This is a genomic window from Ectothiorhodospira sp. BSL-9 (assembly GCF_001632845.1).
GTDB lineage: Bacteria > Pseudomonadota > Gammaproteobacteria > Ectothiorhodospirales > Ectothiorhodospiraceae > Ectothiorhodospira.
Genome location: NZ_CP011994.1, coordinates 287,870 through 312,850, shown reverse-complemented (window position 1 = coordinate 312,850; position 24,981 = coordinate 287,870). Strand labels below are relative to the sequence as shown.

Genomic DNA, 24,981 nt, shown 5'->3' with positions numbered 1-24,981 from the left:
AAATCCCATGCGGTACAACAACACACAATAACCCACGTTTCCAAAGCGCAGCCTCTTGAATCAGATCAAGGAATTCTACGAACTTCTCAAGCACTCCTTCCGGAACCTGCTGCCCATCATCATTGTGGTAGGCATCTTCCAGTTTGCCGTCATGCAGCAGGTGCCCGAAGGCTGGCTCCCCATGGCCGTGGGCCTGCTGATCGTGGTGGTGGGTGTGGCCCTGTTCCTCCAGGGGCTGGAGATGGGGATCTTCCCCATCGGCAAGAACCTCTCCAATGAGTTTGCCAAGAAGGGCTCCCTGGCCTGGCTGATGATTTTTGGCTTCTGCCTGGGCTTTGCGGCAGTGGTCGCCGAACCGGCACTGATCGCGGTGGCCAGTCAGGCGGAGATGATCAGTGGTGGCCACATCAGCGCCCTGGTGCTGCGCTTGCTGGTGGCGGTATCCGTGGGGGCGGTGGTGGCGCTGGGGATCGTGCGTATCATCCTCGGGCACAGCCTGCACTGGTACATGATCATTGGCTATCTGCTGGTGGTGATCATCACCTTCTTCGCGCCCGAAGAGATCGTCGGTCTGGCCTACGATTCGGGGGGCGTGACCACCAATATCGTCACCGTACCGCTGATCGCCGCCCTGGGCATCGGGCTTGCCGTCTCCATTCGCGGACGCAACGCACTCACCCACGGCTTCGGCCTGGTGGGGCTGGCGGTGATGGTGCCGATGATTGCCGTGCAACTCTACGGCATCGTGGTGTATACCCTGGGGGACCCGGAGATGGTCCGGGGGGCAGCCCCCCTGGCCGAGGCAGTGGAAGACGAAGTGGTCAGCCGGGTAGGTGGCAGCGTGTTGCTGGGCATGCTCACGGACCTGCTGGTGATGTTTCGTGATGTGTTGCCCATCATTGCGGTGGTCCTGGTCTTCCAGTACCTGGTGATCCGCAAGGGCATCGCCCATGTGCACAAGGTGATGGGCGGTTTTGTTCTGGTCATCTTCGGCCTGTATGCCTTTGTGGTGGGCCTGAAGCTGGGTCTGTTCCCCATCGGTCGCAGCATGGCGGAACAGCTGATCACCCTGGATGGCTTCCTGTTCGTCTATCTGTTTGCCTTCAGTATCGGGTTTGCCACCACCATGGCCGAGCCGGCCCTGATCGCCATTGGTCAGAAGGCACAGGAGGCGGGCAAGGGCAAGCTCAATGGCAATACCATCCGCCTGCTGGTGGCCATGGGTGTGGCCGTGGGGATCACGATTGGCGTGCACCGGATCATCGTCGGTGACTCCATCCATTACTACATCATGGGCGGGTACGCGGTGGTGATCCTCCTCACCATGCTGGCGCCCCGCTACATCGTCGCCCTGGCCTACGACCTGGGGGGGGTGACCACCTCTGAGGTGACCGTGCCCCTGGTGACCGCCCTGGGCATTGGCCTGGCCACCCACATTGAGGACCGCAATGTGCTCATCGATGGCTTTGGTCTGATCGCCTTTGCCTCGATCTTCCCGATCATCAGTGTCATGCTCTATGCTATTGCCGTTGAACTTGCCAATCGCTGGAGGCAGCAACCGTCATGAAGTTTGCCGTACTGGTGGCCATCCTGGCCGACAATCTGGAAGAGAAGGCCATTGACGTGGCTCGCAAGGCGGGGGCGGGGGGCGTGACCATCCTCGATGCCCGCGGTATCGGCGGCAAGGAGAAGAAGACCTTCTTCGGGCTGACCTATGAAGGCAGTCAGTCGGCGCTCGTCTTTGTACTGGAGAAAAAGCTCTCCCTGGCTGTGATGAAGGCCCTGCGCGATGAGCTGGAGCTGAAATCCCACTCCCATGGCGTGGTCTTCACGGTGCCCCTGGAGCATATCGCGGGGATCGATCTGAGTCAGGTGGAGCGCTTTGAGGAACGCATCAAGGACGACCTGTAGACCTGACCGTCGCCCCAGGGCCGTCCTTTCACACTACCCAGAGGTTATCCATGCTGGTTAAAGATCTCATGGTCAAGAACGTGGCGACGATTTCCCCGCTCGCCACCATCCGCGAGGCCATGCAGGAAATGAAACGCCATCGGGTCAAGTCCCTGGTGGTGAACAAGCAACACTCCCATGACGCCTATGGGATCATCACCTACACCACCATCCTGCGCACCATCGTCGCGGAGGAGGGGGACATTGACCTCATCAATGTCTACGACGTGTGCTCGAAACCTGTCATCACCGTGCCGGCGGAGATGGAAGTGAAGCATGTGGCGAGATTGATGGTGCTGCAGCGCATCCGTCGCATTGTCGTGCTGAACAATAACGAACTGGCCGGCCTGGTCACCATGAACGACATCGTTTCCGCCATTGTGGAGATGTCGGAGCATTAAAAAAACCCTGGGGTGGCGTGTCCACCCCAGGGTGACGGGTACGGGGTCGCGGTGTTCTCACACCTTGAAGCGGCCCACCAGATCCTGAAGCTCGTTGGCCAGTCGGGAGAGTTGCTCGGAGGCGTGGGTGGTTTCCCGTGCGCCCTGGGCGTTCTCCTCGGCGGCATCGGAGATGCTGGTCACGTTCCGGTTCATCTCCTCGGCCACGGCGCTCTGCTCTTCGGCTGAACTGGCCACCTGCGTATTCACGTCGTTGATGGTGCTCACCGCCTGGGTGATGGAGTCCAGGGAGTGACCCGCCTCAGCAGCGCTGTCACGGCTGGACTGGGCATATTGCTGACTCTCCTCCATCACCACCACGGCGCGCTGGCTGGTTTGTTGCAGGCGCTCGATCATCTCCTGAATCTCCTGGGTGGAACTCTGAGTGCGGGTGGCCAGTGAGCGCACCTCGTCGGCCACCACCGCGAATCCGCGCCCGGCCTCGCCGGCCCGGGCGGCCTCGATGGCGGCATTCAGGGCCAGCAGGTTGGTCTGTTCGGCAATGCCCCGGATCACGTCCAGCACCTTGCCGATCTGCTCGCTGTCCTTGTCCAGGTCGCGGATGACGTCGGCGGCCCGCTGCACCTCTTCGGCCAGTTTTTCGATGCGATCCATGGTGCCGGCCACCACATTTTTGCCGGCCATGGCTGAGCCATGGGCGTCACGGGTGGCATCGGCGCCCTGCTGGGCGCTGCGCGCCACCTCCTGGGCCGTGGCATTCATCTCGTTCATCGCGGTGGCCAACTGGTCCACCTCGGAGCGCTGTCGGCTCACACCGGCGTCGGTGCGCTCGGTGATGGCCGCCAGGTCCGAGGCCGCCCGGGCCAGATGCGCGGTGGAGTCCAGCACCCGGCTGATCAGGTCGCGGAAGTTGTCCATCATGGCGTTGAAGGCCTGGGAGGCCTCACCGATCTCATCATTGCCCCTGACCTGCAGGCGATGGGAGAGATCGCCATCCCCCTCGGCGATACCCTTGAGCCCCCGGGTCATGTCGTTGAGGGGGCGCGTGACGAATCGGCGCACGAACAGGAACAGGAATACCAGCACCGGGATGCTCACCAGGATGGCCAGCAGGGTGATGCTCCAGCCAAAGCGGTGTACGGCGGCGTTCACATCGTCCAGGCGGATCTGCATGCTGGTGGCACCGAGCACGTCTCCCTCCGCGGCCAGGGCATGGCAGGAGGTGCAGTTCTTGCCCAGGTATTCACGCTCGTTGTAAACGGGAAGCACGGCGCGCAGCGTGCTGCGGTCGTCCGCCAGCCGGATGTGGGGCTCGCCGGTCTCCAGCACCCGTCGCTCCACCGCGTCCTGCGGGCGTTCGTGTTCCGTGCCCTCCCCATACTGCCGCGAGACCGGCTCGCCACGCAGGACGCGAAGGTCGGTAACACTCTGGAGTTCGACGATCTGCTCGAGGAATTCCTCCCGCCGATGGGTGGTGCCGGTGATCATCATGGTGGTCAGGCCTGCCATGGTCATCTCGTGAATGGTGGACGAGAAGCCTTCGGCCTGTTCGATGGCGGTACTGCGCTGCTCATGGATGGCCCACAGGATCATGCCGGCCCAGGCGGGCAGGAGTATCAACCACATGGCACCTACCAGGCGGACCCAGATCGGCAGGTCTGAAATACGTCGCATTGCGATTCCCCGTTGGCTGCCAGACCCTTGGCAGGATTCTTTCGTGTCCGGCTCAGTATATCGGCAGTGACAGGCTTAACTTGATCGTCATCCATCCCTGATGGATGCGCCGGCTGTTTGGGCCGATAAGGGGTTCCCTTTGCGCATGGCGGGCCGTGCTGCGCTGAATATCATGTCACGTACGACAGGTGGGCGCCGTTGATGGGGGTCAACCTTCCGCCGGGGCGTTGATCCTGGCAACGACGCCTCAGTGTTCGCTCTTTTCGTCCCCGAGGATGCGCCGCTTCACCCGTTGCAGGAACATCCAGGCACTGAAGACCACCACCGGCGTGGCCAGGCCCATCCCCAGGGCCGGGCTGATGGGCAAGCCCTGGCTCTCCAGTCCCTTGAGGGCATAACCCACCAGACCCACACCGTAGTAGCTGATGGCAATCACTGACAGTCCCTCCACGGTATCCTGCAGCCGCAATTGCAGGCTGGCACGACGGTCCATGGATTCCAGCAGGTTGCGGTTCTGGGCCTGCAGGCTCACCTCCACCCGGGCCCTCAGCAAGGCGGTCAGACGCGCCGCCCGCTCAGCCAGCCCTCGCTGCCGGTCACCCACCGATTCGCAGGTGGCCACGGCCGGTGCCAGGCGGGCCTCGAGAAATTCCGTGAAGGTCTGCAATCCCTCGATACGCTGCTGACGCAATTGTTGAAGACGCTGCTGTACCACCCGGTAATAGGCCCGGGAGGCCTCGAACCGGTAGGTGGTCTGGGCGGCCACGGCCTCGATCTGGGCGGCCAGATGGGTGAGGTCCGCCAGCAGTTCCCCCTGGGTTTCGCCGGAGTCGTGGCTGTTCTGTTCGGTCATGCGGGCCGCCAGCTCGGCCAGACGACGGTCGGCGGTGCCCAGGGAGCGGCTGGCCTTGCGGGCCATGGGCAGTCCCATGAGTGACATGGCCCGATAGGCGCTCACTTCCAGGATGCGCTTGATCAGCCGCCCGGCCTGTGCATCGGTGAGGTTGTCGTTGCGCAGCAGGATCCGGGCAAAGCCATCCGGATGGATACGCAGGTCCGACCAGGCCCGGCCCTTGCCCCCCACCACCTCGGAACCGATGAGGATATTGCCACCAAACAACCCGGAGATTTCCTCCAGGCTGCGCTCGGGCATGTCGGCAGACTCCATGGCCAGTGAAACGGCGGCAATCAACTCACCAGGGGAGTTCTCCAGCCAGTTGTTCGGCAGGCGCTCGATGACCGGGTCGTCGAAAGGGTGTGTGAACGGGCCGCAGTGAGTGAAGGTATAGGTGACAAACTCCGTGTGCCGCTCCCAGTGCAGCCGGATATCCCCCAGATTCGCCACATGATACTGCCCCACCTGCTCCGGGATGGGGGCACCGAAATGCTTCAGCAGACGGTGCAGATGGCGAGTGTTGATACCACTGCCCCGTTCGCCGCACAGAAACGCCAGGTGCGACACCCGCGCCGGTGCCTGGGTGGGCTCGAAGGTGCGGGCGTGCAACTCACCGTTGAGGGCACGGCGCAGCGCATGTTCCTTGAAGGGCAGATTCATGGGCCTGGGATCATTCCACGGCGGCGAAGAGTTCTTCCGCCTCGATCAGGTGAATGCCGGCACTCTGCAGTTGCTCGATGGCCCGATCTGGCTGTTCGAATCGGAAGATCAAGGCCGCGCGGTCATTGCGGCGCAGCGGGAAGGCGTACATGTATTCGATCTTCAGTTCCGCCCGTCCAGCCGCCTGCAGCACTTCGGCGAGGCCGCCGGGACGATCTTCCACGTCAACGGCCACCACCTCGGTGAGCTTGACCACCCAGCCAGCGTCCTTGAGGACCTGCTCAGCCTTTTGCCAGTCGCGCACGATGATACGCAGGATACCGAACTCGGCAGTGTCGGCCAGCGAGAGATTAAGCAGGTTGATGCCCTGCCGGGACAAGAGTTCCAGCGGTTCGGCCAGGTGTCCCGGGCGATTTTCCAGAAAAACGGAAAGCTGTTGCAGCTTCATGGGATGTGATGCTCCTGTGACGACTTACAGCGAACGGTTGTCGATCACCCGCTTGGCCTTGCCCTCGCTGCGGGCAATGGTACGCGGTTCCACCAGGCGCAGGCCAACACGGATGCCCACGATGTGCTCGATGGCCTTGGCCAGGGCGGCACGCACATCCTCCAGGGCCCGGACCTTGTCGCTGAATACCTCCGGCGTGACCTCCACCTCCACGGCCATCTGATCCAGCCCGTTTTCGCGGGTGAGGATGATCTGGTAGTGGGGCAGGGTGCCTTCCACCTGCAGCAGCGCAGCTTCCACCTGGGAGGGGAAGACATTGACGCCGCGGATGATGAACATGTCGTCGGAGCGGCGGCCCACGCGACGGAAGCGCCGGGTGGTGCGTCCGCAGGCGCAGGTCTCGGGGATGATGCGGGTGATATCCCGGGTGCGGTAGCGGATGATGGGCATGGCCTGCTTGCTCAGGGTGGTGAGCACCAGCTCACCTTCTTCACCGTCGGGCAGTGGTTCGCCAGTTTCCGGATCGATGATCTCCGGATAGAAGTGATCCTCGAACACATGCAGGCCGTTCTGCTCGGCGCACTCGCTGGCTACCCCGGGCCCGATGATCTCGGACAGGCCATAGATATCGTAGGCCTTGATGCCGGCACCTTCCTCGATGTGAGCGCGCATGGCATCGCTCCAGGGTTCGGCCCCGAAGATGCCCGTGTGCAGCGGCAGGTCGCGCATGTCCATACCCATGTCGTGGGCACGCTCGATGATGTGGGTGAAATAGCTGGGGGTGGCGCACATGGCGGTGACGGAGAAATCCTTCATCACCATCAGCTGCCGTTCGGTGTTGCCGCCGGACACCGGGATCACCGTGGCGCCCAGGGATTCGGCCCCGTAGTGGGCCCCCAGGCCGCCGGTGAACAGACCATAGCCAAAGGCATTCTGCACCACATCGCCCCGGTGCAGGCCGCAGGAGGCGAAGGTGCGGGTCATGACTTCGGCCCAGACTTCCAGGTCCTCCCGGGTGTAGGCCACCACAATGGGCTTGCCGGTGGTGCCGGAGGAGGCGTGCAGGCGCACAATGTCACTCATGGGGCTGGCAAACAGACCAAAGGGGTAGGTGTCGCGCAGATCCAGCTTGGTGGTGAAGGGCAGGTGGGCGACATCGGACAACTGCTTGATGTCCTCGGGCGCCATGCCCTTTTCCTGCATCCGCGTGCGGATCAGTTCCACGTTGTCATAGGCGCGCTTCACCACGACCCGCAGGCGTCTGAGCTGCACTTCGCGCAGCTTCTCCTCGGGCAGGTAGTCCGGCGCACTGGCCGGGTGGAAGCCTCCCTCCACGTCGTTCCAGCGTTCTTTGAGCATTTAAACCCCCTCGGTTTCTTTGACGCGGCCCAGCTGTTGCCCTACTTCCCGCCCCAGGGCAAAGGCCTGCTCGTTGACCGCGTGCAGCTTTTCGGCAAGACAGGTATGGATGGAGCGGATCCACTGGTCTTCTTCGAAGTCCAGCATCACCGACAGGGCACCCAGGATGGCCACGTTCAGGCTCTTGCGGTTGCGCAGGGCTCCCTCGGGGATGGCGTCCGGGGTGATGAGCACACCGCCAGGCTTGAGCCAGCCGCGGTTGATATCCACCTGACTGGACTCGAACACCAGCAGGAAATCTGCCTCGCCCATGGGCACCATGGGGCTGAGCACCTTGTCGCCAAAGCGCACGTCACTGGTGACGGAGCCGCCCCGCTGACTCATGCCGTGCACTTCGCTCTTCTTGACTTCGCAACCGGCGTTGAAGGCGGTGGTGGAGAGCAGGTCCGATGCCTTGACCACGCCCTGGCCCCCCAGGCCGGCAAGCACAATATTGGTGACAGCCATTGCTGATCCTCTGAATTCGTTGGTAAGTGTGGAAGAAAGCCGGGATGCGTCGCGACGGATCAGTCCGTCATGGCGGCGGAACACTGGGCCTGCTTCTCCTCCTGTGCCTTCTCAAACTTGCGGATCAGCGGGGCCGCCAGAATGCATGGGCGCTCGGCGATCATGACGGAGAGCTCGTCCTTTTCCAGCATGGCCCGCAGTCGGCCCTCGAAGTCCTCGCCGGGCTTTTGCGGGTCCACCACTTCCACGTTCTTCACGCCCATGGCGCGGCAGACGGCACCAAAATCCATCTTGTTGGCGGGCTCGTGATTGAGGCTGCGGCCGGTGCCCGGATGTTCCTGGCGGCCGGTCATGGCGGTGGTGCTGTTATCCACGATGAGGACCACGTGCCCCGTCGGCGGCGGGTTGTACACCATCTCGGCAATCCCCGTGAGGCCCGAGTGCACAAAGGTGGAATCACCGATCACACTGACCACGCGCCGGGCCTGGTCCTCTGGCAGCACGTGGCGCAGCCCCAGGCCCACGCCGATCGCCGCGCCCATGCACACGCAGGTGTCCATGGCCTCGAAGGGGGGCAGTACGCCCAGGGTATAGCAGCCGATGTCGCCGGCGACGATGCAGTCCATGCGGCTCAGGGCCTCGAAGACCTCCCGGTGGGAGCAGCCCTTGCACAGCTCCGGCGGCTTGCCCCGGGGTGGCTTGGCCTCTGGGGTGGTGTCGCCGGCCAGGATGCGGCGCACCCGGGGGACGTTCAGCTCACTGAAGCGGTACATCTCCGGCTTGCCTTCCACGTCCAGACCGGCCACCTTCAGGGCCTCGTACAGCAGATGATCGCCTTCCTCGATCACCACGCAGCGATCCACGCTCTCCACGAATTCCTTGATGCGCTTCATGGGCAGCGGCCAGGTGAGCCCCAGGGCCAGTATGGTGGCCTCCGGTGCCGCTTCGCGGGCATGCATGACAGCAACGCCGGACGTGATGATGCCCAGGGAGCGATCACCCGGGTGGATCTGGTTGAGGTCGCTTTGCTCGTTCCACTGGGCGATCTCTTCCATCTTGGCGCGCACCTTGTGGTGGGCGGGGCGGGCATAGGCGGGGATCATCACCCGACCGGGAATGTCGCGTTCATAGCCGGGCTGGATGCTGGAGGGGCGCTCGGGTCCCGGGTGGACCTCGGTCTTGGCGTGGCAGATACGGGTGGTCATGCGCAGGATCACAGGCACCTTCCAGCGTTCGGAAAGCTCAAAGGCAGCCAGGGTGAAATCATAGGCCTGCTGGGCATCGGCCGGCTCCAGCATGGGCACGATGGCGGCCCGGGCGTAATGGCGGTTGTCCTGCTCGTTCTGGCTGGAGGCCATGCCCGGGTCGTCGGCGGAGACCAGCACCAGACCGCCGGTCATGTCGATGTACGCGGCGGTGAACAGGGGGTCGGCGGCCACATTGACGCCCACGTGCTTCATGGTGGTGAGGCTGCGTGCACCGGCGAAGGACACGCCCAGTGCCACTTCCAGGGCCACTTTCTCATTGGGCGCCCATTGGGCTGGACCGCCCATATGGTCGAAGGCCTCAAGGATCTCGGTGGAAGGGGTGCCGGGGTAGCCGGTCCCCAGGGTGACACCGGCATGCAGGGCGGCCAGGGCCACCGCTTCGTTGCCGCTCAGAAGAAGACGTTCGGTCGATGCCATGATCTGCTGCTCAATCTGTCTGTGGGACGACGGAGCCCGGCGACCGACGACGCGGCAACGCGGGCGACAGCCCGCAAGTCTACATGATTCCTCAATGGGGGAGGAATTTCTGGGGTTTTGAATGCGAAACGGCAAAACGGGGACGAAAACGGGGACAGACACCTTTTTGCCAAAAAGGTGTCTGTCCCCGTTTTCGTCCCATGGCTCCCTTCTCCCCTCAGGGGAGAAGGGTCGGGGATGAGGGGGGAGCGGAGGGCGCAATCCCCCGGATCAGCGCGCAACCCAGGCGGTGCACCAGCCTTCGGCGGCTACATGCTTGCCCGGGAACACCGCGCAGGGGCCCCATTCCTTGGCATTGGGGTCGGAGTAGAGCATGCAGTTCAGGCAGTTGCTGCCTTCCTTGAACTGGTCATGCTCCACGCTCCCGGCATCATGGGTGTAGCTCAGGGCCTGAGCGGTGTCCGAGGCCGGGTCCAGTTGTTCCACGCCCGCCTGCGCGGCGGTGGTCCAGCCCAGGCCGGCCAGGGGGACAGCCACCAGGCCATAGGCACCGAACTGCAGGAAACGGCGACGGCTCACGTTGTTGTTCAGGGTCTTCATGGTGTGCTCCTTCTCGCATCGAGGCGAATGGCTTTGTCGTATGGCCCGGATCATTTCTCCAGGCTTCGGGGCCATTATTCGCCTTGTTCCCTGAACGGAGCATGAATGAGCATGCCACCCTGAATCTATTCCTCCCCTTCGTCGAAGTCCCCCTTGAACTTGGGGTTGGAGCGGGAGCGGAAACGGGAGATCCGCGACGGGGTGGCGGGATCCTCGTGACCGGTGCCGTCTTCCTCCAGCAGAACCCGGGCCGGCGGGGCGTGGCCGGCCTTGTCCTCGCCGAAGTACAGGGTCATGTGCGGGAATGGAATCTCGATGCCGGCGGCGTCGAAATGCCGTTTGACCAGGCGGTTGTACTCGCGGCCCACGGCCCACTGCATGCCCGGAGCGGTCTTGATGCGCACCCGCACGTTCACCGAACTGTCGGCCAGGGCGGTGACGCCATGCACCTCCAGGTCGCCCAGCACGTTGGGGGCCACCTCCGGCATGCTGCGCAGTTCTGCGAAGGCGTCCCGCAGGCGGGCGATCACCTGATCCGTGTCCTCCCGATAGGCCACGCCGTACTCGCCCACGTGATAGGCGAATTCGCGCATGTAGTTGGATACGGCGTCCACGGAGGAGAAGGGGATCAGATGGTAAGTGCCGGACAGGTCCCGCAGGCCCATGGAGCGAATGGTGAGGCGTTCCACGGTGCCGGTCATGCCCCCGGCGGTGACCACGTCCCCCACATTCACCGCATTCTCCAGCTGGATGAAGACGCCGGTGATCACATCCTGGACCAGTTTCTGGGCTCCGAAACCGATGGCCAGACCCAGCACGCCGGCACCGGCGATCAGCGGGCCGATGTTGATGCCGATCTCCGCCAGAACCACCATCACCGTCATCACGATCAGGGCAATGGCGATGGCATTGCGGAAGATGGTCAGCAGGGTGCGGGTCCGGGGGTTGGGCTCACCGTTGCCCGCCGCCGGGTTCAGTTTGAATTCGATCCAGCTGGCGATCACCAGCCAGAGCAGCAGGGCAAAGGCGATGATCAGGGCCACGGCGACGATCTTGCCGATGATCAGGGTGCCACTGTCCGAGGTTACCCACCCAGCCAGACTGAAGGGCGTCCAGGCATCCAGGATCACACCGGCAACGACGGCCAGGATGGTGAACCGGGTGATCTTCAGACTCATGGGGATGTAGGCGTTCAGCCGCTCTTCCAGTTGCGGGAACTTGGTCCGGGTATCCTCGGGCAACTGGATGCGACGCAGGATCACCCGGGTGAGAAACGCCGACAGGGCAATACCCACCGCCACGGCGATCAGGGTCTGAACGGTGGCCGTGAGCATGAAGGGCAGGGCCTGTTCCGGGAACAGCACGGCGGTGCTGAGAATGGCGGCCAGATACACCAGGGCGATGATGTGCCAGGTCTTGGCCACCAGATTCAGACTGATCTGTGCAAAGCCCGTTTCCATCTGGTCCGCCAGCGCGGAGAGTCTGTCCCGAGCCCGCTTGCGGTTCTGCATCACCAGTGCCACACCCTTGAGGAAGGCCATGAAGATGATGATCAGGGCCAAGGCGCGCCCCAGTTCCGGAGTAACGGTCTGCTTGACGACCGGCACCACGAACAGCAGGCCATATCCCAGAAACGCCGCCATGCGCGTGGTCCAGGCGGTCCAGTAAGCGGCCTCTTCATCGGTGAGGGGCACGGGGCGCAGGCCGGGCCAGTGCTTGGAGAAGACCAGGCGGATGGCGGCGCGGAGCAGTTCCACGATGAGGAAGGCGTTGAGGAATAAGGTCGCCTGGGTGGTCATCTCGCCCGACGTACCCAGTACGAACAGGGCGATGGCGTACCCGGCCAGCCAGGCCAGCAGAACGGTGGCCACATCAATGACCAGGGAGGAAATGATGGCCACGCCACGACGGATGATGCCCACCGTGCCGGTGCGGGAGAACGCGTATGCGTTCAGGCCCCGGTAGGCGAATCGTGCCAGCCAGGAGAGCAGCCACAGGGTGACCAGGGTGGCGGCAATGAGGCTGGCCAGCAGCCCCACCTGCAGGGTCAGGTCCATCAGGTCTGCCGTCATGAGCTGTTGCCAGGCCTGGCCACCGGACTGCAGGGCGGCCTCCACCTCCGTGACGGTGCCCTCGGCCAGGGATTGGGTGAGTTGTGCCACCCGGCCCGGCAGCGAGACCGCAGGTTCCGTCTCCTCAGCCTGCACGGCATCGGCTTCTGCCGCACTGCGCCGCAGCTCCGCGATCAGTGACGCCCGGGCCTGGTCGTCCTCAAGAATGTCGGCGAGGCGACTGTCTCCGGAAGGGGAGTCGGCCAGCGCGGGCATGGGCAGGATGAGCACGGCTGTCAGCAGTAACAGCAGAACACGGGCGAGCGTCTGGCGGGTGAGATTCAACCTGGACTCCTTGGCTGCGTATGGGTGTTCTTGAGTGCAGTCGAGGCATATTTATAACGCATCCACTGGGGCCGCCTCCACCATCGACCCCGCATGATCGGCCGGGCACCCCCTGATGTGTGACCTTCGTCACCCGGCCTTGACACCCTCGATGGCCAGGGCTAGCGTCGTAAGGAGTGTTTGCCAATGAGGCCCTCCCGGATAGGTCATGATGATCGATGGCAGCGTCGCCCCAGTGGCGGCATTCGGGCCCATGATCCGGCCCGATGCACAGCGTCAGTCGCCGCCTTCAGACACCGAGCTGGAGGCGGAGAGTTCGCTTGCCCCCGTGGATGAGGCGGAGGAGGGGGAGCAGGCCGGTCCTGAGACCGACCGCAATCCCCTGGAGCTCACCCCCGAGGAGGAACGGGTGGTGCGCGAGTTGCAGCAGCGGGATCGTGCTGTGCGTGCCCATGAGCAGGCCCATGTGGCAGCGGGCGGGCAGTATGTGACGGCGGCCCCCAGTTACGACTATGAGACCGGCCCCGATGGTCGCCGTTATGCCGTGGGGGGCGAAGTCTCCATCGATACCTCGCGCCCCTCCGATCCCCAGGAGGCCATTGCCAAGGCGCGGGTGGTGTTCAGCGCGGCCATGGCACCCGTCGATCCCTCCCCCCAGGATTACCGTGTGGCCTCCCAGGCGAGATTGATGGAGGCCGAGGCACGCCGCGAACTGGCCGCCGAACGCCAGGAAGAGATGGCCGAGCGCCGGGACGAAGCCTCCCGAGCCGGGGGATTGGCTCGCCAGGAACCCGGTGAGGCCCGGGACCGTCTGGCGGAGGTGTTTGCCGCGGTGGACCGGCCAGCCCCGGAGCCCATGTTTCGGCAGGTGGCTTGAGCGGTCGGGTGCCAGCCCGGCGGTGAGTCGACGCCGTGACCCCATGAGGACCTGCGATGAGTGATCCCCAGACCCTGGCGATGCAGTATCTTAGGGCCATCGAGGCCCACGACTACGACACCGCCCGTGCCCTGCTGTCGGATGGGGACTTTGTCTACAAGAGCCCCATCTCGCGATTCTCCGATGCCGACGCCTTCATCGCTCACATGTCGCTCAGTGGCAGCATCGTCCAGCGTGTTGAGGTTCGCCACGCTTTCGTGGACGGGCCGGACGTGTGTCATTTTCTGGTGTTTCATGTGCAGTTATCGGAGAAAATGGCCGTGGATCTGGTGCAGTGGGTGCATGTGCAGGGGGGGCGTATCGACCGGATCGAGGCGTTGTTCGATGCGCATCCGTATCGGTTGTTGTTTGAGCCTTAGGCTTTTTTCAGGAGGTTGATTGATGCCCCGGTTTTTCGTGCGTTCCCCCTATTGGCTGTTGCCCGTCCTGGCCCTATTCTTGGTGCTGACCGGCTGCACCGGCATCCCCGATGGCGTGAAGCCCGTTCAGAACCTGGAGCCGGAGCGTTATCTGGGGACCTGGTATTCCATTGCGCGCCTGGATCACTCGTTTGAACGGGATCTCACCAACGTGACCGCCCACTATGAGTTGCGGGACGATGGTTCCATCCGGGTGGTCAACCGGGGTTATCACCCGGACAAGGAAGAATGGCGCGAGGCCCGCGGCGTGGCCAGGTTCATCGAATCGCCCAATGTGGGCCGGTTGAAGGTGTCGTTCTTCGGTCCGTTCTACGGGGGCTACAACCTCATCGCCCTGGACGACGAGGACTACCAGTACGCCATGGTGAGCGGTCCGACCCGTTCCTACCTGTGGATCCTGGCCCGCTCGCCGGACCTGGACGAGGCGGTGGTGGCCTCGCTGGTGGAACAGGCCCGGGAACTGGGTTTCGATGTGGATGAACTCATCTACGTGCAACATGATCAAGGAGACGATGTGTGAATGCTCACCCGCTGTTGATTGGTGCGGCCGATGGCCGCCCCGTGGCCATCACCCCCCGCATGGCCAACCGTCATGGATTGATTGCCGGGGCGACCGGTACCGGCAAGACCATCACCCTGCAGACCCTGGCCCAGTCCTTCTCGGACCTGGGCGTGCCGGTATTCGTGCCGGACATCAAGGGGGATTTCTCGGGGATCGCGGCCCCGGGGGAGCTCAGCGAGCGGGTGCGGGAGCGTGCCACTGAAGTGGGGCTGGAAGACCTGGAAATGCATGGCGCACCGACCGTCTTCTGGGATGTGTTCGGTGAGCATGGACACCCCTTGCGTCTGACGGTGGCGGACCTGGGGCCCACCCTGCTGTCCCGCCTGATGAACCTGAACGAGACCCAGAGCGGCCTGCTGCAACTGGTGTTCCGGGTGGCCGATGACAAGGGCTGGTTGCTGCTGGACCTGAAGGATCTGCGGGCGATGGTGAGTTGGGTGGGGGAGCAGCGCCAGGCACTGTCCCGGGACTATGGCAACATCGCCCCGGCCAGTATCGGTGCCATCCAGCGGAACCTGCTGAATCTGGAAGCCCAGGGGGCGGAGGGGTTCTTCGGAGAGCCCGCGGTGACCCTGGAGGATTTTCTGCAAACGGATGAGCAGGGGCGCGGGGTGGTGAACATCCTGCATGCCGAGCGCTTGTACCGTAGCAGCCCCCTGGTGTACTCCACCCTGCTGCTGTGGCTGCTGTCGGAGTTGTTCGAACAGTTACCGGAGGTGGGTGATGTGGACAAGCCTCGCTTCGTGATGTTCTTCGACGAGGCGCACCTGCTGTTCAAGGATGCGCCGCGCTCGCTCACCGATCGCATCGAGCAGGTGGTGCGCCTGATCCGCTCCAAGGGGGTGGGGGTGTACTTCGTGACCCAGAACCCGCTGGATCTGCCCGAGCCGGTACTGGGCCAGCTGGGCAATCGCATCCAGCATGCCCTGCGCGCCTTCACGCCCCGGGACCAGCGGGCCGTGCGCAGTGCTGCACAGACCTTCCGGCCCAATCCTGATTTGAACACGGAGCAGGTGATCACCGAGTTGAGCACGGGGTCGGCCCTGGTGTCGGTGCTGGACGAGCGGGGGCAGCCCACGCAGGTGGAACGCACCCTGATTAGGCCGCCAGCCAGCCGCATGGGGCCGCTGACCGATGCGGAGCGTCGCAGCCTGATCCAGCAGTCCCCCCTGGCCGGGGCCTATGATACGCCGGTGGATCGGGAATCGGCCTATCAGATCCTGGAGCGGCAGGCCAAGGCGGCCCTGAGCGAACAGCCCGTGGAGACCAGCACCCAGCAGGCCGCGCGAACCCGTCGCCAGGGGCGCGCCCCGGCCCGACGGGGTGACAGCCTGGTGACTGCCACCGCCAAGAGTACCGCCAGGGCCATCGGCACCCAGGTGGGGCGTCAGATCGTGCGGGGCCTGCTGGGTTCCCTCACGGGGCGTCGCCGGTAGGCTGGCGTCTCAGGCGCCGGGGCGTGTGATCAACCAGCAACGATGGGGGCGACTGCGCCGAAAATCCTCCGGCACGGTCTGCGCCGTGATTTCGCGCGCCTCGCAGGGGGCCAGTTCGTCCTCATAGAGCCGAAAACCCTTGCGATTGTTGGAGAAGAACAGCTCACCCCCCGGGCTGAGCAGACCCAGGCAACGGTTGATCATCCAGGGATGATCCCGTTGCACGTCCAGGGTGGCCTCCATGCGCTTGGAGTTGGAAAACGACGGCGGGTCCAGCACGATCAGGTCATAGCGTTGCCCCAGGGCCGGAGCCGCTTCCATCCATTGCATCGCGTCCACCTGTTCCAGGCGGTGTCGGTCCGGGGCCAGGTCGTTGAGCTGGAAATTGCGTAGGGACCAGTCCTGATAGGTGCGGGACATGTCCAGGGTCAGGCTGTCGCTGGCGCCGCCGGCGGCGGCATGAACCGTAAAGCTGCCCGTGTAGGCAAACAGGTTCAAAAAGCGCTTGCCCTGGCTACGTTCGCGCACCATGGCCCGGGTCTGGCGATGATCCAGGAACAGGCCTGTGTCCAGGTAGGCATGCAGATTCACCGAGAAGGCCAGGCCGTCCTCGTGGACGATCATCTCCTTGCCCTCCAGGCCGGTCTTTTCGTACTGCGCCAGTCCCTTCTGGCGGCGTCGCACCTTCATGGCCAGATGCACCGGATCGACCTGGAAGACCCCGGCCACCTGATCGCGCACCTGTCTTAACCAGGCGCCATACTCGGCATCGTCCGCCTCCCAGCGGGTCTCGTACACGTGCACATGGGGCACCCCCGCGTACACGTCGATGGCCACGGGGAATTCAGGGATGTCCCGGTCATAGACACGAAAACACTCGATCCCGCGCCGGCGGGCCCATTTGCCCCAGTGACGCAGGTTCTTGCTCAGTCGGTTGGTGAAGGCATTGTTCATCCCTTCATTATGCCCGGATGCTCCGGTGATAATATCCCCGGGCGCGCCGACATGGCCCTGTTCCGCGCCGAGGCGGTCGGTCACAATCGGATGGAACAGGACTGCTGAGCTTTTACGCACCTGGGGCTGTGCGATACTCCGCCCCCTGTTTTGATCTGGAAGACTCCCATCATGTTGCTTGCAGTTCTCATGTTGTTGCTGGGCGTGGCCCTGCTCACCTATGGCGCCGACCGTCTGGTGGCTGGCAGTAGTGCCATCGCCCTGCGCACGGGGATTTCGCCCCTGCTGATCGGTCTGACGGTGGTGGCCTTTGCCACCAGCAGCCCGGAACTGGTGGTCAGCGTCATGGCGGCCCTGCAGGGGCAGTCGGGCATCGCCGTGGGCAATGTGGTGGGATCGAATATTGCCAACCTGGGGCTGGTGCTGGCAGCGGCCGCGCTGCTCTATCCCGTGCGCTGTGAACAGGAAACCTTCAAGAGGGAACTGCCGCTGATGGTGGGCGCCGTGGCCCTGCCGTTTCTTCTGCTCTACAACGGCATGATCTCTCGCATCGAAGGTATGGTGCTGCTGCTCCTGCTGGTGGGGTTCGTGGCCTGGCAGGTGCATCTGGCCCGGCGTCAGATGGCGGGCCATCAGGTGGCGGAAGAGGTGGGGGCCTATGCGGGGATTGACATGGGGCGGGCGGCCCTCTTCGTGGTCTTCGGGACGGGCTGTCTGTACGTGGGTTCCGAGGCCTTTTTGAGTGGTGCCATCACCATTGGCCGGGCCCTGGGAGTGAGCGAGGCGGTGATCGGTCTGACTCTGGTCTCTGTGGGTACCAGTCTGCCGGAACTGGCCACCACCGTGGCAGCCGCCTTCAAGCGGGAGACCGGCATGGTGCTGGGCAACATCATTGGTTCCAATGTCTTCAACGTGCTGGCGGTGCTGGGCATCACCGCTACCATCATTCCCCTGGGCGCTGGCGGTATCACCTATGTGGATCTGTCGGTGATGCTGCTGTTCTCGCTGGTGGTGTGGATGGCGTTCGCCTGGCGGCGTGACCTGGGGCGTGTCTTCGGGGTGCTCTTGTTGGGGGCTTACCTGGCCTATCTGGCCTGGCTGCTGGTGTAGCTGCCTGAAAACGTGCAGATCCCGCCCGTGGGCGGGACCTGCCGTGGGATGAAACGGACTCAGCGGTCCTGATCGTCACCCTCGGGTGCTTCCATATCCATGTCACCCTCGGGCGGTGCACCCATCCCATCGTCCGGGGGTGGTGCACCCATCCCATCATCGGCGGGCGGTGCGCCCATGCCGTCGTCGGGAGGCGGTGCGCCCATGCCATCATCCGGCGGTGCACCCATCCCTTCCTGCTGCTCCATATCCGGCTGATCGGTTGGCTCGAACTGTTCTTCCATCTCCGGGCCTGGGTCGCCACAGCCCACCAGCAGTGCCAGCGGGACGGCGGCGAGCACGCCCAGGGTTTTCTTCACGTGTCTCATGGTGCAACTCCTATCGGGACTGACCAGGGCCCGGCCAGCGGTGGGCCGGCCGGGCAGAGGCTGGAATGATCCTGTGTCTTACAGGCGATCCTGGGTACGTTCAATCACCTCTTCAAGACGCTCGGGGTCACCCTGCAGGGCCATGGCCACTTCGTTGTATTCCTCCACGTTCATGCCATTGCTTTCGACGGCCTCAACCATCTTTTCCTGAGCTTCCTGATGGATGGCTTGTGCTTCTGCCTGGTCTTCGGCGGCATCCAGCTGCTGCGCGAAGTCTTCCTCGATCTTCTGGACTTCCACGAAGACATCCACAAAGTCGTCGATCACCTCATCGGTAAGTTCCACCGTGGGTTCGGGGGCTGCGCCAGGGGCTGCGCCTTCCGGCGGGGCACCGCCTTGCTCGGGGGCAGCGCCGCCGGCATCAGGGGGGGTGCCTTGCTGGGCATCCGGGGGCGCGCCGCCGGCATCATCGCCGAAGCCTTGAGCGGCGGCCGTGCCACCGAGGGCAAAGAGGGAAGTGATGGCCAGGGCCAAGGCTGTCTTGCGTAATGTCATTGATTGCTCCCATTGGGTTGGTGAAATGACAACCAAGATAAAGCAGGGGGCGTGCCAATTGAGTTCTGAGGTTGTTAATATCTTTATGAACAGTGACTTATGGGCTTGGTGCTGCGAAGTGTCCGGGGCGGTTAACCAGGTCGCGGGCGTATCAAAACAGCACATGCGTCACGTGAGGTGGTATCACATCGGCAAAGGTTGGCGCGTGAGTCGGCGTCAGTCAGGTGCATTGACCCTGAAAACCCTGGGGACTATGTTGGCGTGACACCATTGCCGCGGTCACTGTGCCATGCCCAGAGTCGATAATGAGGCCTTCTACCGCCGTGCCATGGCGAACCACGGGGCGACGCCACAGGGACTGCACTGGCGCTCGGCCTACACTCAGACGGCGCGTTTTGTTGCATTGGCCCGCTGCCTGCCCCATGACCTCACTGGCAAAACGCTCGTGGATGCCGGCTGTGGGTTCGGAGATCTCTATACTTTTCTGTGCAAGCATCGTGGCCCACCAGCCGGATATATCGGTCTGGAAGTATGCGAGCCCATGATCCAGACAGCCCGTGAGCGCACAGGATGTCAGATATGGTTGCGGGATGTACTCCATGACCCTCTGCCCGAGGCAGACTTCTATCTGTGCAGCGGGGCCATGAACAATCTCACCCGGGACGAAACGGGGTGCTTCATCCAGCACTGCTACGGTGCCGCGCGGCAGGCCTTTGTATTCAACCTGCTCAAGGGGCAGCCGGGACCATCACGCTTCAACTATTATCTGCCGGAGGAGATTCGTGCCCAGGGGGAGGCACTGGGGGCACGAGTGGAGATCCTCGAAGACTATCTGGACAACGACTTTACCGCTGCCTTTCACAAGATATATTGACAGAGATATGGCCAGCTGCCCGGATATGATTCCGGACAATGCCTGGCAGCGTCACAATGATGTAATCTGGACTTTGTCTCAAAATAGCCCAAGTCCATCGTGCCAACGAATCCAAAAACAACGCATGCTCCCTTGCCAGTACCGGAAGTCGCGGCAGAGGCCTTTCGCGCGCGCCGTGGCGAACTGGTCAATGCCGTGGCCCGTCGGATGGATCAGGATTCCCGGCTGGGGGAATGGGTGGGCAGTCATTCGCCAAGGCTGATGGATAGCACCCGTCGCCACCATGCCGCCTTCATGGGTGAGGTCATGGCGGGGAACGACGCCCGGTTGCTGGAGCAGGCCCTGGCCTGGGTCTATGCCACTTATCACAATCAGGGCGTGTCCTTCGACTTCTTCCTCCACGAGTGGAAAACCTGGCAAGAGGCGATTGCCGGGATCCTGCCCGCGCGGGAAGCGGAGGCGATCCTCCCCATTTATGAGTGGATGGTGCAGCACCATGATGAACTCATCGAGGCCGCGCACCAGTACCGGACGCGGCGGGCATCCGTGCAGCCTCGCTGGGAAGACGACTATCAGTATATCGTCGACCACCTTATCCAGGGGGACACGACGGGCGTGATCGATCGCTGCCATGGCCTGTTGCTGGATGGGATGCCCTATGAATCGCTGCTGCAAAACCTGTTTTATCCGGCCATGGTGGATGTGGGGGCTCGCTGGGAGGCCGGTCAACTGTCGGTGGCCATGGAGCACCAGACCACGGCCATGGTCTATCGGGTGCTGGCTGCGCTTTACTACGACCAACCGTTCCCCGAGAGCGACCGGGGTCGCGGGCTGGTGTCTCCCGTGTCCAACGAATTCCACGAGATGGGTTCCTGGATGCTGGCCGTGAGCCTGGAACTGGATGGTTGGGATATCACCTTGCTGACCGCCGACACGCCTCCGGAAACCCTGGTGGCCACGGTGCTGGAGGAGCGCCCTCGCTTCGTGGCCCTGTCGGTCACGCTGGTGGGTAACGTGGGCGAGGCCCGTTCCACCGTGGCCAGTTTGCGGGCGGCCCTGGGGCCGGATGATGCCACCCCCATCGTGGTCGGTGGGCAGGCCTTTCATGAGGCTCCCTGGCTGGTGCAGTCGGTCAACGCGGATCTGCATCTTGAGAGTGCCATGGCCGCGGTGGCCTGGGCCCGAAGTCTGGGTGCCCCCAGATGAGACCGGGGACCCGCGATACCCCTCCCGGGCCCGATCTGGCCAGGGCCTTGCAGGACTATGTGGTGAATTCGGGACGTTTGCTGGTGCTGGAGGTGGGGCAGGATGGCCGGATCATCTGCGCCAATAGCGCCTTCAGGTCCCGTTATGCGGGTTTTGCCGATGTGCGCGGGGAGCCCATTGCCCGTTTTTTCAGTGACGAACACGGTCCACTGGACATTGAGCCCGGCGAGGCACAAGAGAAGACCGTGGCCCGGGTGTTTCGCGCCACGGCGGAGGGGGAGCGCTGTCTGTTTCACGCCTATCCCCTGGATGGGCACACCCTGTTGATAGGCGAAGTGGCCGAGGCTGGTGATCATGAAGTGGTGGCCCGTATGGGCAACCTCACCCTGGACATGTCCCGGCTGGTGCGTGACCTGAGGCGGGCCAACCGGGATCTGGCCCGGGTGAATGCCTTGAACGAGGAACTGGCCCGTACCGACGGGCTCACCCGCCTGGCCAATCGTCGCCATTTCCTGGAGCGGCTTGAGTCCGGTGTGGCCCAGGCCAGGAGCCGGCAGCATCGCCTGTCGATCCTGATGATCGATCTGGATCACTTCAAGCGGGTGAACGATACCTACGGCCACGCGGCGGGAGATCGGGTGCTCGTGGCCTTCGCCGATTTGCTGCGCGCCCTGGTACGGGTGTCGGATCTGCCGGGGCGTCTGGGTGGCGAGGAGTTTGGTCTGTACATGCTCGACACCTCTTTGGACGTGGCCATGAAGGTGGGTGAGCGCTTGCGCTTGCGGACCCGGGAGTTGCGACCTCTGGATGATGACTTTAGACCCAGTACCAGCATCGGTGCGGCCGAATGGCGGGAAACGGAGGGTGTGGACTCCCTGATACAGCGGGCGGATGCGGCCATGTACCGGGCGAAGCAGAAGGGGCGGGATCAGGTGGTGGCGGATTGGTAGGAAGAGGGGTTTTCGCCCCTCTCCCCAGCCCTTCCCTTTAAACCGAGAAATTAAACCGAGGAAACCCCCGGATTACCCTCAACGCCCCGCAGCCTCGGTTCGTTCAGTTCGCTGATGGACACCGTCTCGTGGTCGCGCAGGTAGTCGGCCACCACGTCCCAGATCTTGCGACCGGTGTCGCCCGCCGGCTGCTCCTGCACGCTGGCCCAGCCGGCCACCACGTAATTCTCGTTGGGGGCGATGGGCTTGCCGTTCAGTTCCATGTCGGCAATGCGCTCGCCAATGGAGCGGGTGGGGTCGATGCTGTATTTCAGGCCACCCACCCGCACCATGTCGCCCCCCTGCTGATAGAAGGGGTCCGCGTTGTAGAGATTGTCGGCCACATCTTCAAGGATCTCCTTGATCATGGCACCGCTCATTTCGTTGCGTGTCACCGCCGGGTAGGTGAGGCCGGTCTGGTCCATGATGTGTTCGAAGGTGATGGGCATGCCGGGCAGGACCGTGGTGCCCCAGCGAAAGCCCGGCGAGAAGGCAATCTGGGCATCCACCTGCTCCATCAGGGCATCGCAGATGAGTTGATCGAAGGTGCCGTTGAAATTGCCGCGCCGGTAGAGCAGATCCTCGCTCACCGCCAGCTCTTCCGAGAGCTTGTCCTTCATGTTGAAGGTCTGGCCATCAAAGGTGACCTCCTGGTCGCGCACCTGTTCGATGTAATGGGCCATGTCCGGGTCCGGTTCGATCAGGTTGGCGAATACCGGCAGCAGACGGTACTGGTAATCGCGGATGCGGCCATCGCGGAAGTCCAGGTCCAGCACGCCCAGGAACTTGCCGTTGGAACCCCCATTGGTGACCAGGCAGGTGCCGCCCTCCGGCCCTTTCACCTCCAGCGGGGCGGGGACCGCGTCGTGGGTGTGCCCGCCCATGATGGCGTCGATGCCGTCCACCACCTGGGCCAGCTTGATGTCCACATCCATGCCGTTGTGGGACAGCAGGATCACCACCTCTGCCCCCTCGGCGCGGGCCTCATTCACCGTCTCCTGCATCTCCCGCTGGCGAATGCCAAAGGACCACTCGGCCACCATGTGCCGTGGATTCGCGATGGGGGTGTAGGGGAAGGACTGGCCGATCACGGCCACGTTCACGCCGTTCATCTCACGGATGGTGTAGGGCTTGAAGATGCGGTCGCCCCAGTCCACGTCCACCACGTTCTGGGCCAGGAATTCGATATGACCGGCAAAGTCGTTTTCCACGATCTGCCGCACCCGGTCGGCCCCGAAGGTGTATTCCCAGTGGCCGGTCATGATGTCCACGCCCAGTTTGAGCTGAGCATCCACCATATCCTGAGCGTTGGTCCAAAGGCCCGTACCCGAGCCGCCGCCCCAGGTGTCGCCGCCGTCCAGGAGCAGCGCGCCGGGGCGCTGATCGCGGATTTTTTTCACCAGCGTGGCCAGATGGGCAAAGCCCCCCACGCGACCGTAGTGTTCCGCCAGTTTCACGTAGTCCAGGTAGGTATAGGCGTGGGAGAGCAGGCCGGGGTGGTCGATGCCATAGTGCTCCAGCAGGTGCTTGCCCACCAGGTGCGGTGGGCGGCCTTTCATGTCGGCCACGCCCAGGTTCACATGGGGCTCGCGGAAATACACGGGCAGCAACTGCCCATGGCAGTCGGTGAAGTGCAGGATCGACACGTTGCCCTTGGCCGGTAACTCGTAAGGGTCGCTGGGATTCTTGCCGGCGGCCCCGAGTCGGGCACTGGCGGGCAGTGAGAAACCGGCCACACCGGCGGCGGCCAGGACCTGCAGGAATTCTCGGCGGGATAGATTCATCTAGCTTCCTCCAGACATGATGCGCCGTTGTCCGGCGTCTTTCCCATGCAAAGAAAAGCCCGGCGAAAACCGGGCTTGCTCAAATGGCAGGTATGATTATGTTTTTTCCTGCCGTGACCCGCCACCGCGCTGGGTGGTCGGGTCGCTCCTCTTGGTGGCCGTTCCCGGGGGAACGAATGGCGCGACGTACTACAAACCTGTTACTCGTACAGCCGGTGAAGCCTGCAAGGCTCCCGGCCTTATGATTGTATGATTGTTAGCTGATCTGCACCTGAGTGCTGTCCGATTCCCCGTTGTTGTCCACCCAGGAGATATCCAGGGTATCGCCGGAAGAGGCACCCTCGAACTGGAAGGACAGATAGGGGTTGCGAGAGATGGCCGGGCCCCAGTTGGCGGTGAGGATCTCGCGATCCCCCACCTTGGCTTTGACCTCGGTGATGTAGTGGGCCGGAATGGTGTTACCGCCGCTGTCGGTTCTCTGACCTGTCTCCATGGGATGACTGATCAAGGCGCGGACATTGGTTACACCGTCACTGAGCTGAGCGCGTACGCGAATGCTGGACATGGCAGGTTCTCCTGGTTTGGGCCTGGGGGTGCGCGGGCTGGTGGATCAGCCGCCGCATCCGCCGATGGTGACCTTGACTTCCCGCGAGCTGCTGTAGAGCTGCCCGTTGGACTTGAGCACGGCAACAATGTCGGAGCTCTCGCCCATCTTGATGCGGGTAGCCACGTAGGCCTTGGTGCCCTCACCCAGCTTGTAGCTGGAGGTCAGCGGGGTGTTGTTGGCGGCCGCCAGGATGGCGATGTCCGTTACGCCGGTGAGGCTGGATTCCACGGTGATGGGTACCACGGCACCGTTTTCTGCCAGTTCCGGAGCGCTGATGGTGATGTCGCCCGAGTCGTGGCTGTCCGATCCCATCACGGATTGCAGTGCATCACTGATTGACCCGGCCTCGAAACCCTCCCGGGCACTGGCCAGTACGGTGCTGGGTGTGAGCAGGCCGGCGCCTACGGCCACCCCCACGGTGCCTGCCGCCAGGGTGCCCTTGAGAAACACTCGACGCTTGCTGTTCATGTGGTCTCCTCCAGTTATTTCAATGCGGGGCCTCGCCTGGCCCGTTAACCCATCCCTGAGGATTCGGGGTTGGATCGATCACTCGATCTCATGGTTTGACAGGCCTTTTAAGTGGCATGCCAATCTGCGATTCAGGC

25 protein-coding genes are annotated in these 24,981 nt (G+C 63.4%); 11 read left to right on the top strand and 14 right to left on the bottom strand.

The features are described 5' to 3' along the window. The first annotated feature begins 55 nt into the window (after positions 1-55). From ECTOBSL9_RS01580 to ECTOBSL9_RS01570, 3 genes are read left to right on the top strand one after another with little or no spacing between them, the layout of a single operon-like run. Positions 56-1,567 carry a DUF1538 domain-containing protein gene (locus ECTOBSL9_RS01580; RefSeq protein WP_063463580.1) on the top strand — a complete coding sequence of 504 codons (1,512 nt, stop codon included), beginning with the start codon at positions 56-58 and terminating at the stop codon, positions 1,565-1,567. Continuing rightward, complete coding sequence (locus ECTOBSL9_RS01575; protein ID WP_025282367.1) at positions 1,564-1,911, top strand: P-II family nitrogen regulator; 348 nt, start codon at positions 1,564-1,566, stop codon at positions 1,909-1,911. The genes ECTOBSL9_RS01580 and ECTOBSL9_RS01575 overlap by 4 nt, the downstream gene beginning before the upstream one ends. 50 nt (positions 1,912-1,961) lie before the next feature. Continuing rightward, complete coding sequence (locus tag ECTOBSL9_RS01570) at positions 1,962-2,351, top strand: CBS domain-containing protein (protein ID WP_063463579.1); 390 nt, start codon at positions 1,962-1,964, stop codon at positions 2,349-2,351. Between the two features lie 57 nt (positions 2,352-2,408). On the opposite strand, the gene ECTOBSL9_RS01565 is transcribed toward ECTOBSL9_RS01570, so the two are convergent. The 8 genes from ECTOBSL9_RS01565 to ECTOBSL9_RS01530 form a co-directional block, all read right to left on the bottom strand. Beyond that, positions 2,409-4,025, bottom strand: a complete 1,617-nt coding sequence (locus ECTOBSL9_RS01565; protein ID WP_063463578.1) for a methyl-accepting chemotaxis protein — start codon at positions 4,023-4,025, stop codon at positions 2,409-2,411. A 247-nt stretch (positions 4,026-4,272) separates the two neighbouring features. Next, on the bottom strand, positions 4,273-5,580 hold the full coding sequence (locus ECTOBSL9_RS01560) for a DUF3422 family protein (protein ID WP_063463577.1): 1,308 nt from the start codon (positions 5,578-5,580) through the stop codon (positions 4,273-4,275). 10 nt (positions 5,581-5,590) lie between these two features. After that, on the bottom strand, positions 5,591-6,028 hold the full coding sequence (locus tag ECTOBSL9_RS01555; protein ID WP_063463576.1) for a hypothetical protein: 438 nt from the start codon (positions 6,026-6,028) through the stop codon (positions 5,591-5,593). A gap of 24 nt (positions 6,029-6,052) precedes the next feature. Beyond that, positions 6,053-7,387: a phenylacetate--CoA ligase family protein gene (locus ECTOBSL9_RS01550; protein WP_063463575.1), complete on the bottom strand. Its 1,335-nt coding sequence runs from the start codon at positions 7,385-7,387 to the stop codon at positions 6,053-6,055. Continuing rightward, on the bottom strand, positions 7,388-7,894 hold the full coding sequence (locus tag ECTOBSL9_RS01545) for an indolepyruvate oxidoreductase subunit beta (protein ID WP_063463574.1): 507 nt from the start codon (positions 7,892-7,894) through the stop codon (positions 7,388-7,390). A gap of 59 nt (positions 7,895-7,953) precedes the next feature. Next, positions 7,954-9,579, bottom strand: coding sequence for a thiamine pyrophosphate-dependent enzyme (locus ECTOBSL9_RS01540; RefSeq protein ID WP_063463573.1), 1,626 nt, complete (start codon positions 9,577-9,579; stop codon positions 7,954-7,956). A gap of 270 nt (positions 9,580-9,849) precedes the next feature. Then, complete coding sequence (locus ECTOBSL9_RS01535) at positions 9,850-10,179, bottom strand: high-potential iron-sulfur protein (RefSeq protein WP_063463572.1); 330 nt, start codon at positions 10,177-10,179, stop codon at positions 9,850-9,852. Between the two features lie 125 nt (positions 10,180-10,304). Then, complete coding sequence (locus tag ECTOBSL9_RS01530; RefSeq protein WP_082830022.1) at positions 10,305-12,506, bottom strand: mechanosensitive ion channel domain-containing protein; 2,202 nt, start codon at positions 12,504-12,506, stop codon at positions 10,305-10,307. A 277-nt stretch (positions 12,507-12,783) separates the two neighbouring features. Between ECTOBSL9_RS01530 and ECTOBSL9_RS01525 the strand changes: the two genes are divergently transcribed. The 4 genes from ECTOBSL9_RS01525 to ECTOBSL9_RS01510 are packed head-to-tail and all read left to right on the top strand — an operon-like array spanning position 12,784 to position 15,929. Then, entirely contained in the window at positions 12,784-13,452 is a 669-nt protein-coding gene (locus ECTOBSL9_RS01525; protein ID WP_063463570.1) for a putative metalloprotease CJM1_0395 family protein, read from the top strand. Positions 13,453-13,508: 56 nt separating this feature from the next. After that, positions 13,509-13,871 carry a nuclear transport factor 2 family protein gene (locus tag ECTOBSL9_RS01520; RefSeq protein ID WP_063463569.1) on the top strand — a complete coding sequence of 121 codons (363 nt, stop codon included), beginning with the start codon at positions 13,509-13,511 and terminating at the stop codon, positions 13,869-13,871. Positions 13,872-13,893: 22 nt separating this feature from the next. Continuing rightward, positions 13,894-14,451, top strand: a complete 558-nt coding sequence (locus ECTOBSL9_RS01515; protein ID WP_063463568.1) for a lipocalin family protein — start codon at positions 13,894-13,896, stop codon at positions 14,449-14,451. After that, positions 14,448-15,929 carry a helicase HerA-like domain-containing protein gene (locus tag ECTOBSL9_RS01510; RefSeq protein ID WP_063463567.1) on the top strand — a complete coding sequence of 494 codons (1,482 nt, stop codon included), beginning with the start codon at positions 14,448-14,450 and terminating at the stop codon, positions 15,927-15,929. Before ECTOBSL9_RS01515 ends, ECTOBSL9_RS01510 begins: the two co-directional genes overlap by 4 nt. 9 nt (positions 15,930-15,938) lie before the next feature. Here the strand turns inward: ECTOBSL9_RS01510 and ECTOBSL9_RS01505 are convergent, their stop codons facing one another. Then, positions 15,939-16,883, bottom strand: coding sequence for a class I SAM-dependent methyltransferase (locus ECTOBSL9_RS01505; RefSeq protein WP_063463566.1), 945 nt, complete (start codon positions 16,881-16,883; stop codon positions 15,939-15,941). A gap of 171 nt (positions 16,884-17,054) precedes the next feature. Here ECTOBSL9_RS01505 and ECTOBSL9_RS01500 point away from each other — a divergent pair, with 171 nt between their 5' ends. Next, entirely contained in the window at positions 17,055-17,993 is a 939-nt protein-coding gene (locus ECTOBSL9_RS01500; protein WP_082829678.1) for a calcium/sodium antiporter, read from the top strand. Between the two features lie 59 nt (positions 17,994-18,052). Here the strand turns inward: ECTOBSL9_RS01500 and ECTOBSL9_RS01495 are convergent, their stop codons facing one another. Together ECTOBSL9_RS01495 and ECTOBSL9_RS01490 are read right to left on the bottom strand one after the other, a co-directional pair. Continuing rightward, a complete protein-coding gene (locus ECTOBSL9_RS01495; RefSeq protein WP_156500013.1) occupies positions 18,053-18,361 on the bottom strand; it encodes a hypothetical protein in 309 nt (102 codons plus the stop codon). Positions 18,362-18,439: 78 nt separating this feature from the next. Continuing rightward, positions 18,440-18,916 (bottom strand): DUF4168 domain-containing protein, encoded by a 477-nt coding sequence (locus tag ECTOBSL9_RS01490; protein ID WP_063463564.1) that lies wholly within the window; start codon positions 18,914-18,916, stop codon positions 18,440-18,442. Between the two features lie 289 nt (positions 18,917-19,205). On the opposite strand from ECTOBSL9_RS01490, the gene ECTOBSL9_RS01485 reads away from it, so the two are divergent. The 3 genes from ECTOBSL9_RS01485 to ECTOBSL9_RS01475 all read left to right on the top strand — a co-directional run bounded on the left by ECTOBSL9_RS01485 (position 19,206) and on the right by ECTOBSL9_RS01475 (position 21,946). Continuing rightward, the gene (locus ECTOBSL9_RS01485; RefSeq protein ID WP_063463563.1) at positions 19,206-19,790 is read left to right on the top strand and encodes a class I SAM-dependent methyltransferase; all 585 of its coding nucleotides are present in this window, start codon (positions 19,206-19,208) and stop codon (positions 19,788-19,790) included. A 132-nt stretch (positions 19,791-19,922) separates the two neighbouring features. After that, on the top strand, positions 19,923-20,996 hold the full coding sequence (locus ECTOBSL9_RS01480; RefSeq protein WP_240481025.1) for a B12-binding domain-containing protein: 1,074 nt from the start codon (positions 19,923-19,925) through the stop codon (positions 20,994-20,996). Next, a complete protein-coding gene (locus ECTOBSL9_RS01475; RefSeq protein ID WP_063463561.1) occupies positions 20,993-21,946 on the top strand; it encodes a GGDEF domain-containing protein in 954 nt (317 codons plus the stop codon). The genes ECTOBSL9_RS01480 and ECTOBSL9_RS01475 overlap by 4 nt, the downstream gene beginning before the upstream one ends. 50 nt (positions 21,947-21,996) lie before the next feature. On the opposite strand, the gene soxB is transcribed toward ECTOBSL9_RS01475, so the two are convergent. The 3 genes from soxB to soxY form a co-directional block, all read right to left on the bottom strand. Continuing rightward, on the bottom strand, positions 21,997-23,769 hold the full coding sequence (soxB, locus tag ECTOBSL9_RS01470; RefSeq protein ID WP_063463560.1) for a thiosulfohydrolase SoxB: 1,773 nt from the start codon (positions 23,767-23,769) through the stop codon (positions 21,997-21,999). A gap of 256 nt (positions 23,770-24,025) precedes the next feature. Next, positions 24,026-24,334 carry a thiosulfate oxidation carrier complex protein SoxZ gene (gene soxZ, locus ECTOBSL9_RS01465; protein ID WP_063463559.1) on the bottom strand — a complete coding sequence of 103 codons (309 nt, stop codon included), beginning with the start codon at positions 24,332-24,334 and terminating at the stop codon, positions 24,026-24,028. A gap of 45 nt (positions 24,335-24,379) precedes the next feature. Beyond that, the gene (gene soxY, locus ECTOBSL9_RS01460; RefSeq protein ID WP_025282119.1) at positions 24,380-24,844 is read right to left on the bottom strand and encodes a thiosulfate oxidation carrier protein SoxY; all 465 of its coding nucleotides are present in this window, start codon (positions 24,842-24,844) and stop codon (positions 24,380-24,382) included. Positions 24,845-24,981: the final 137 nt, after the last annotated feature.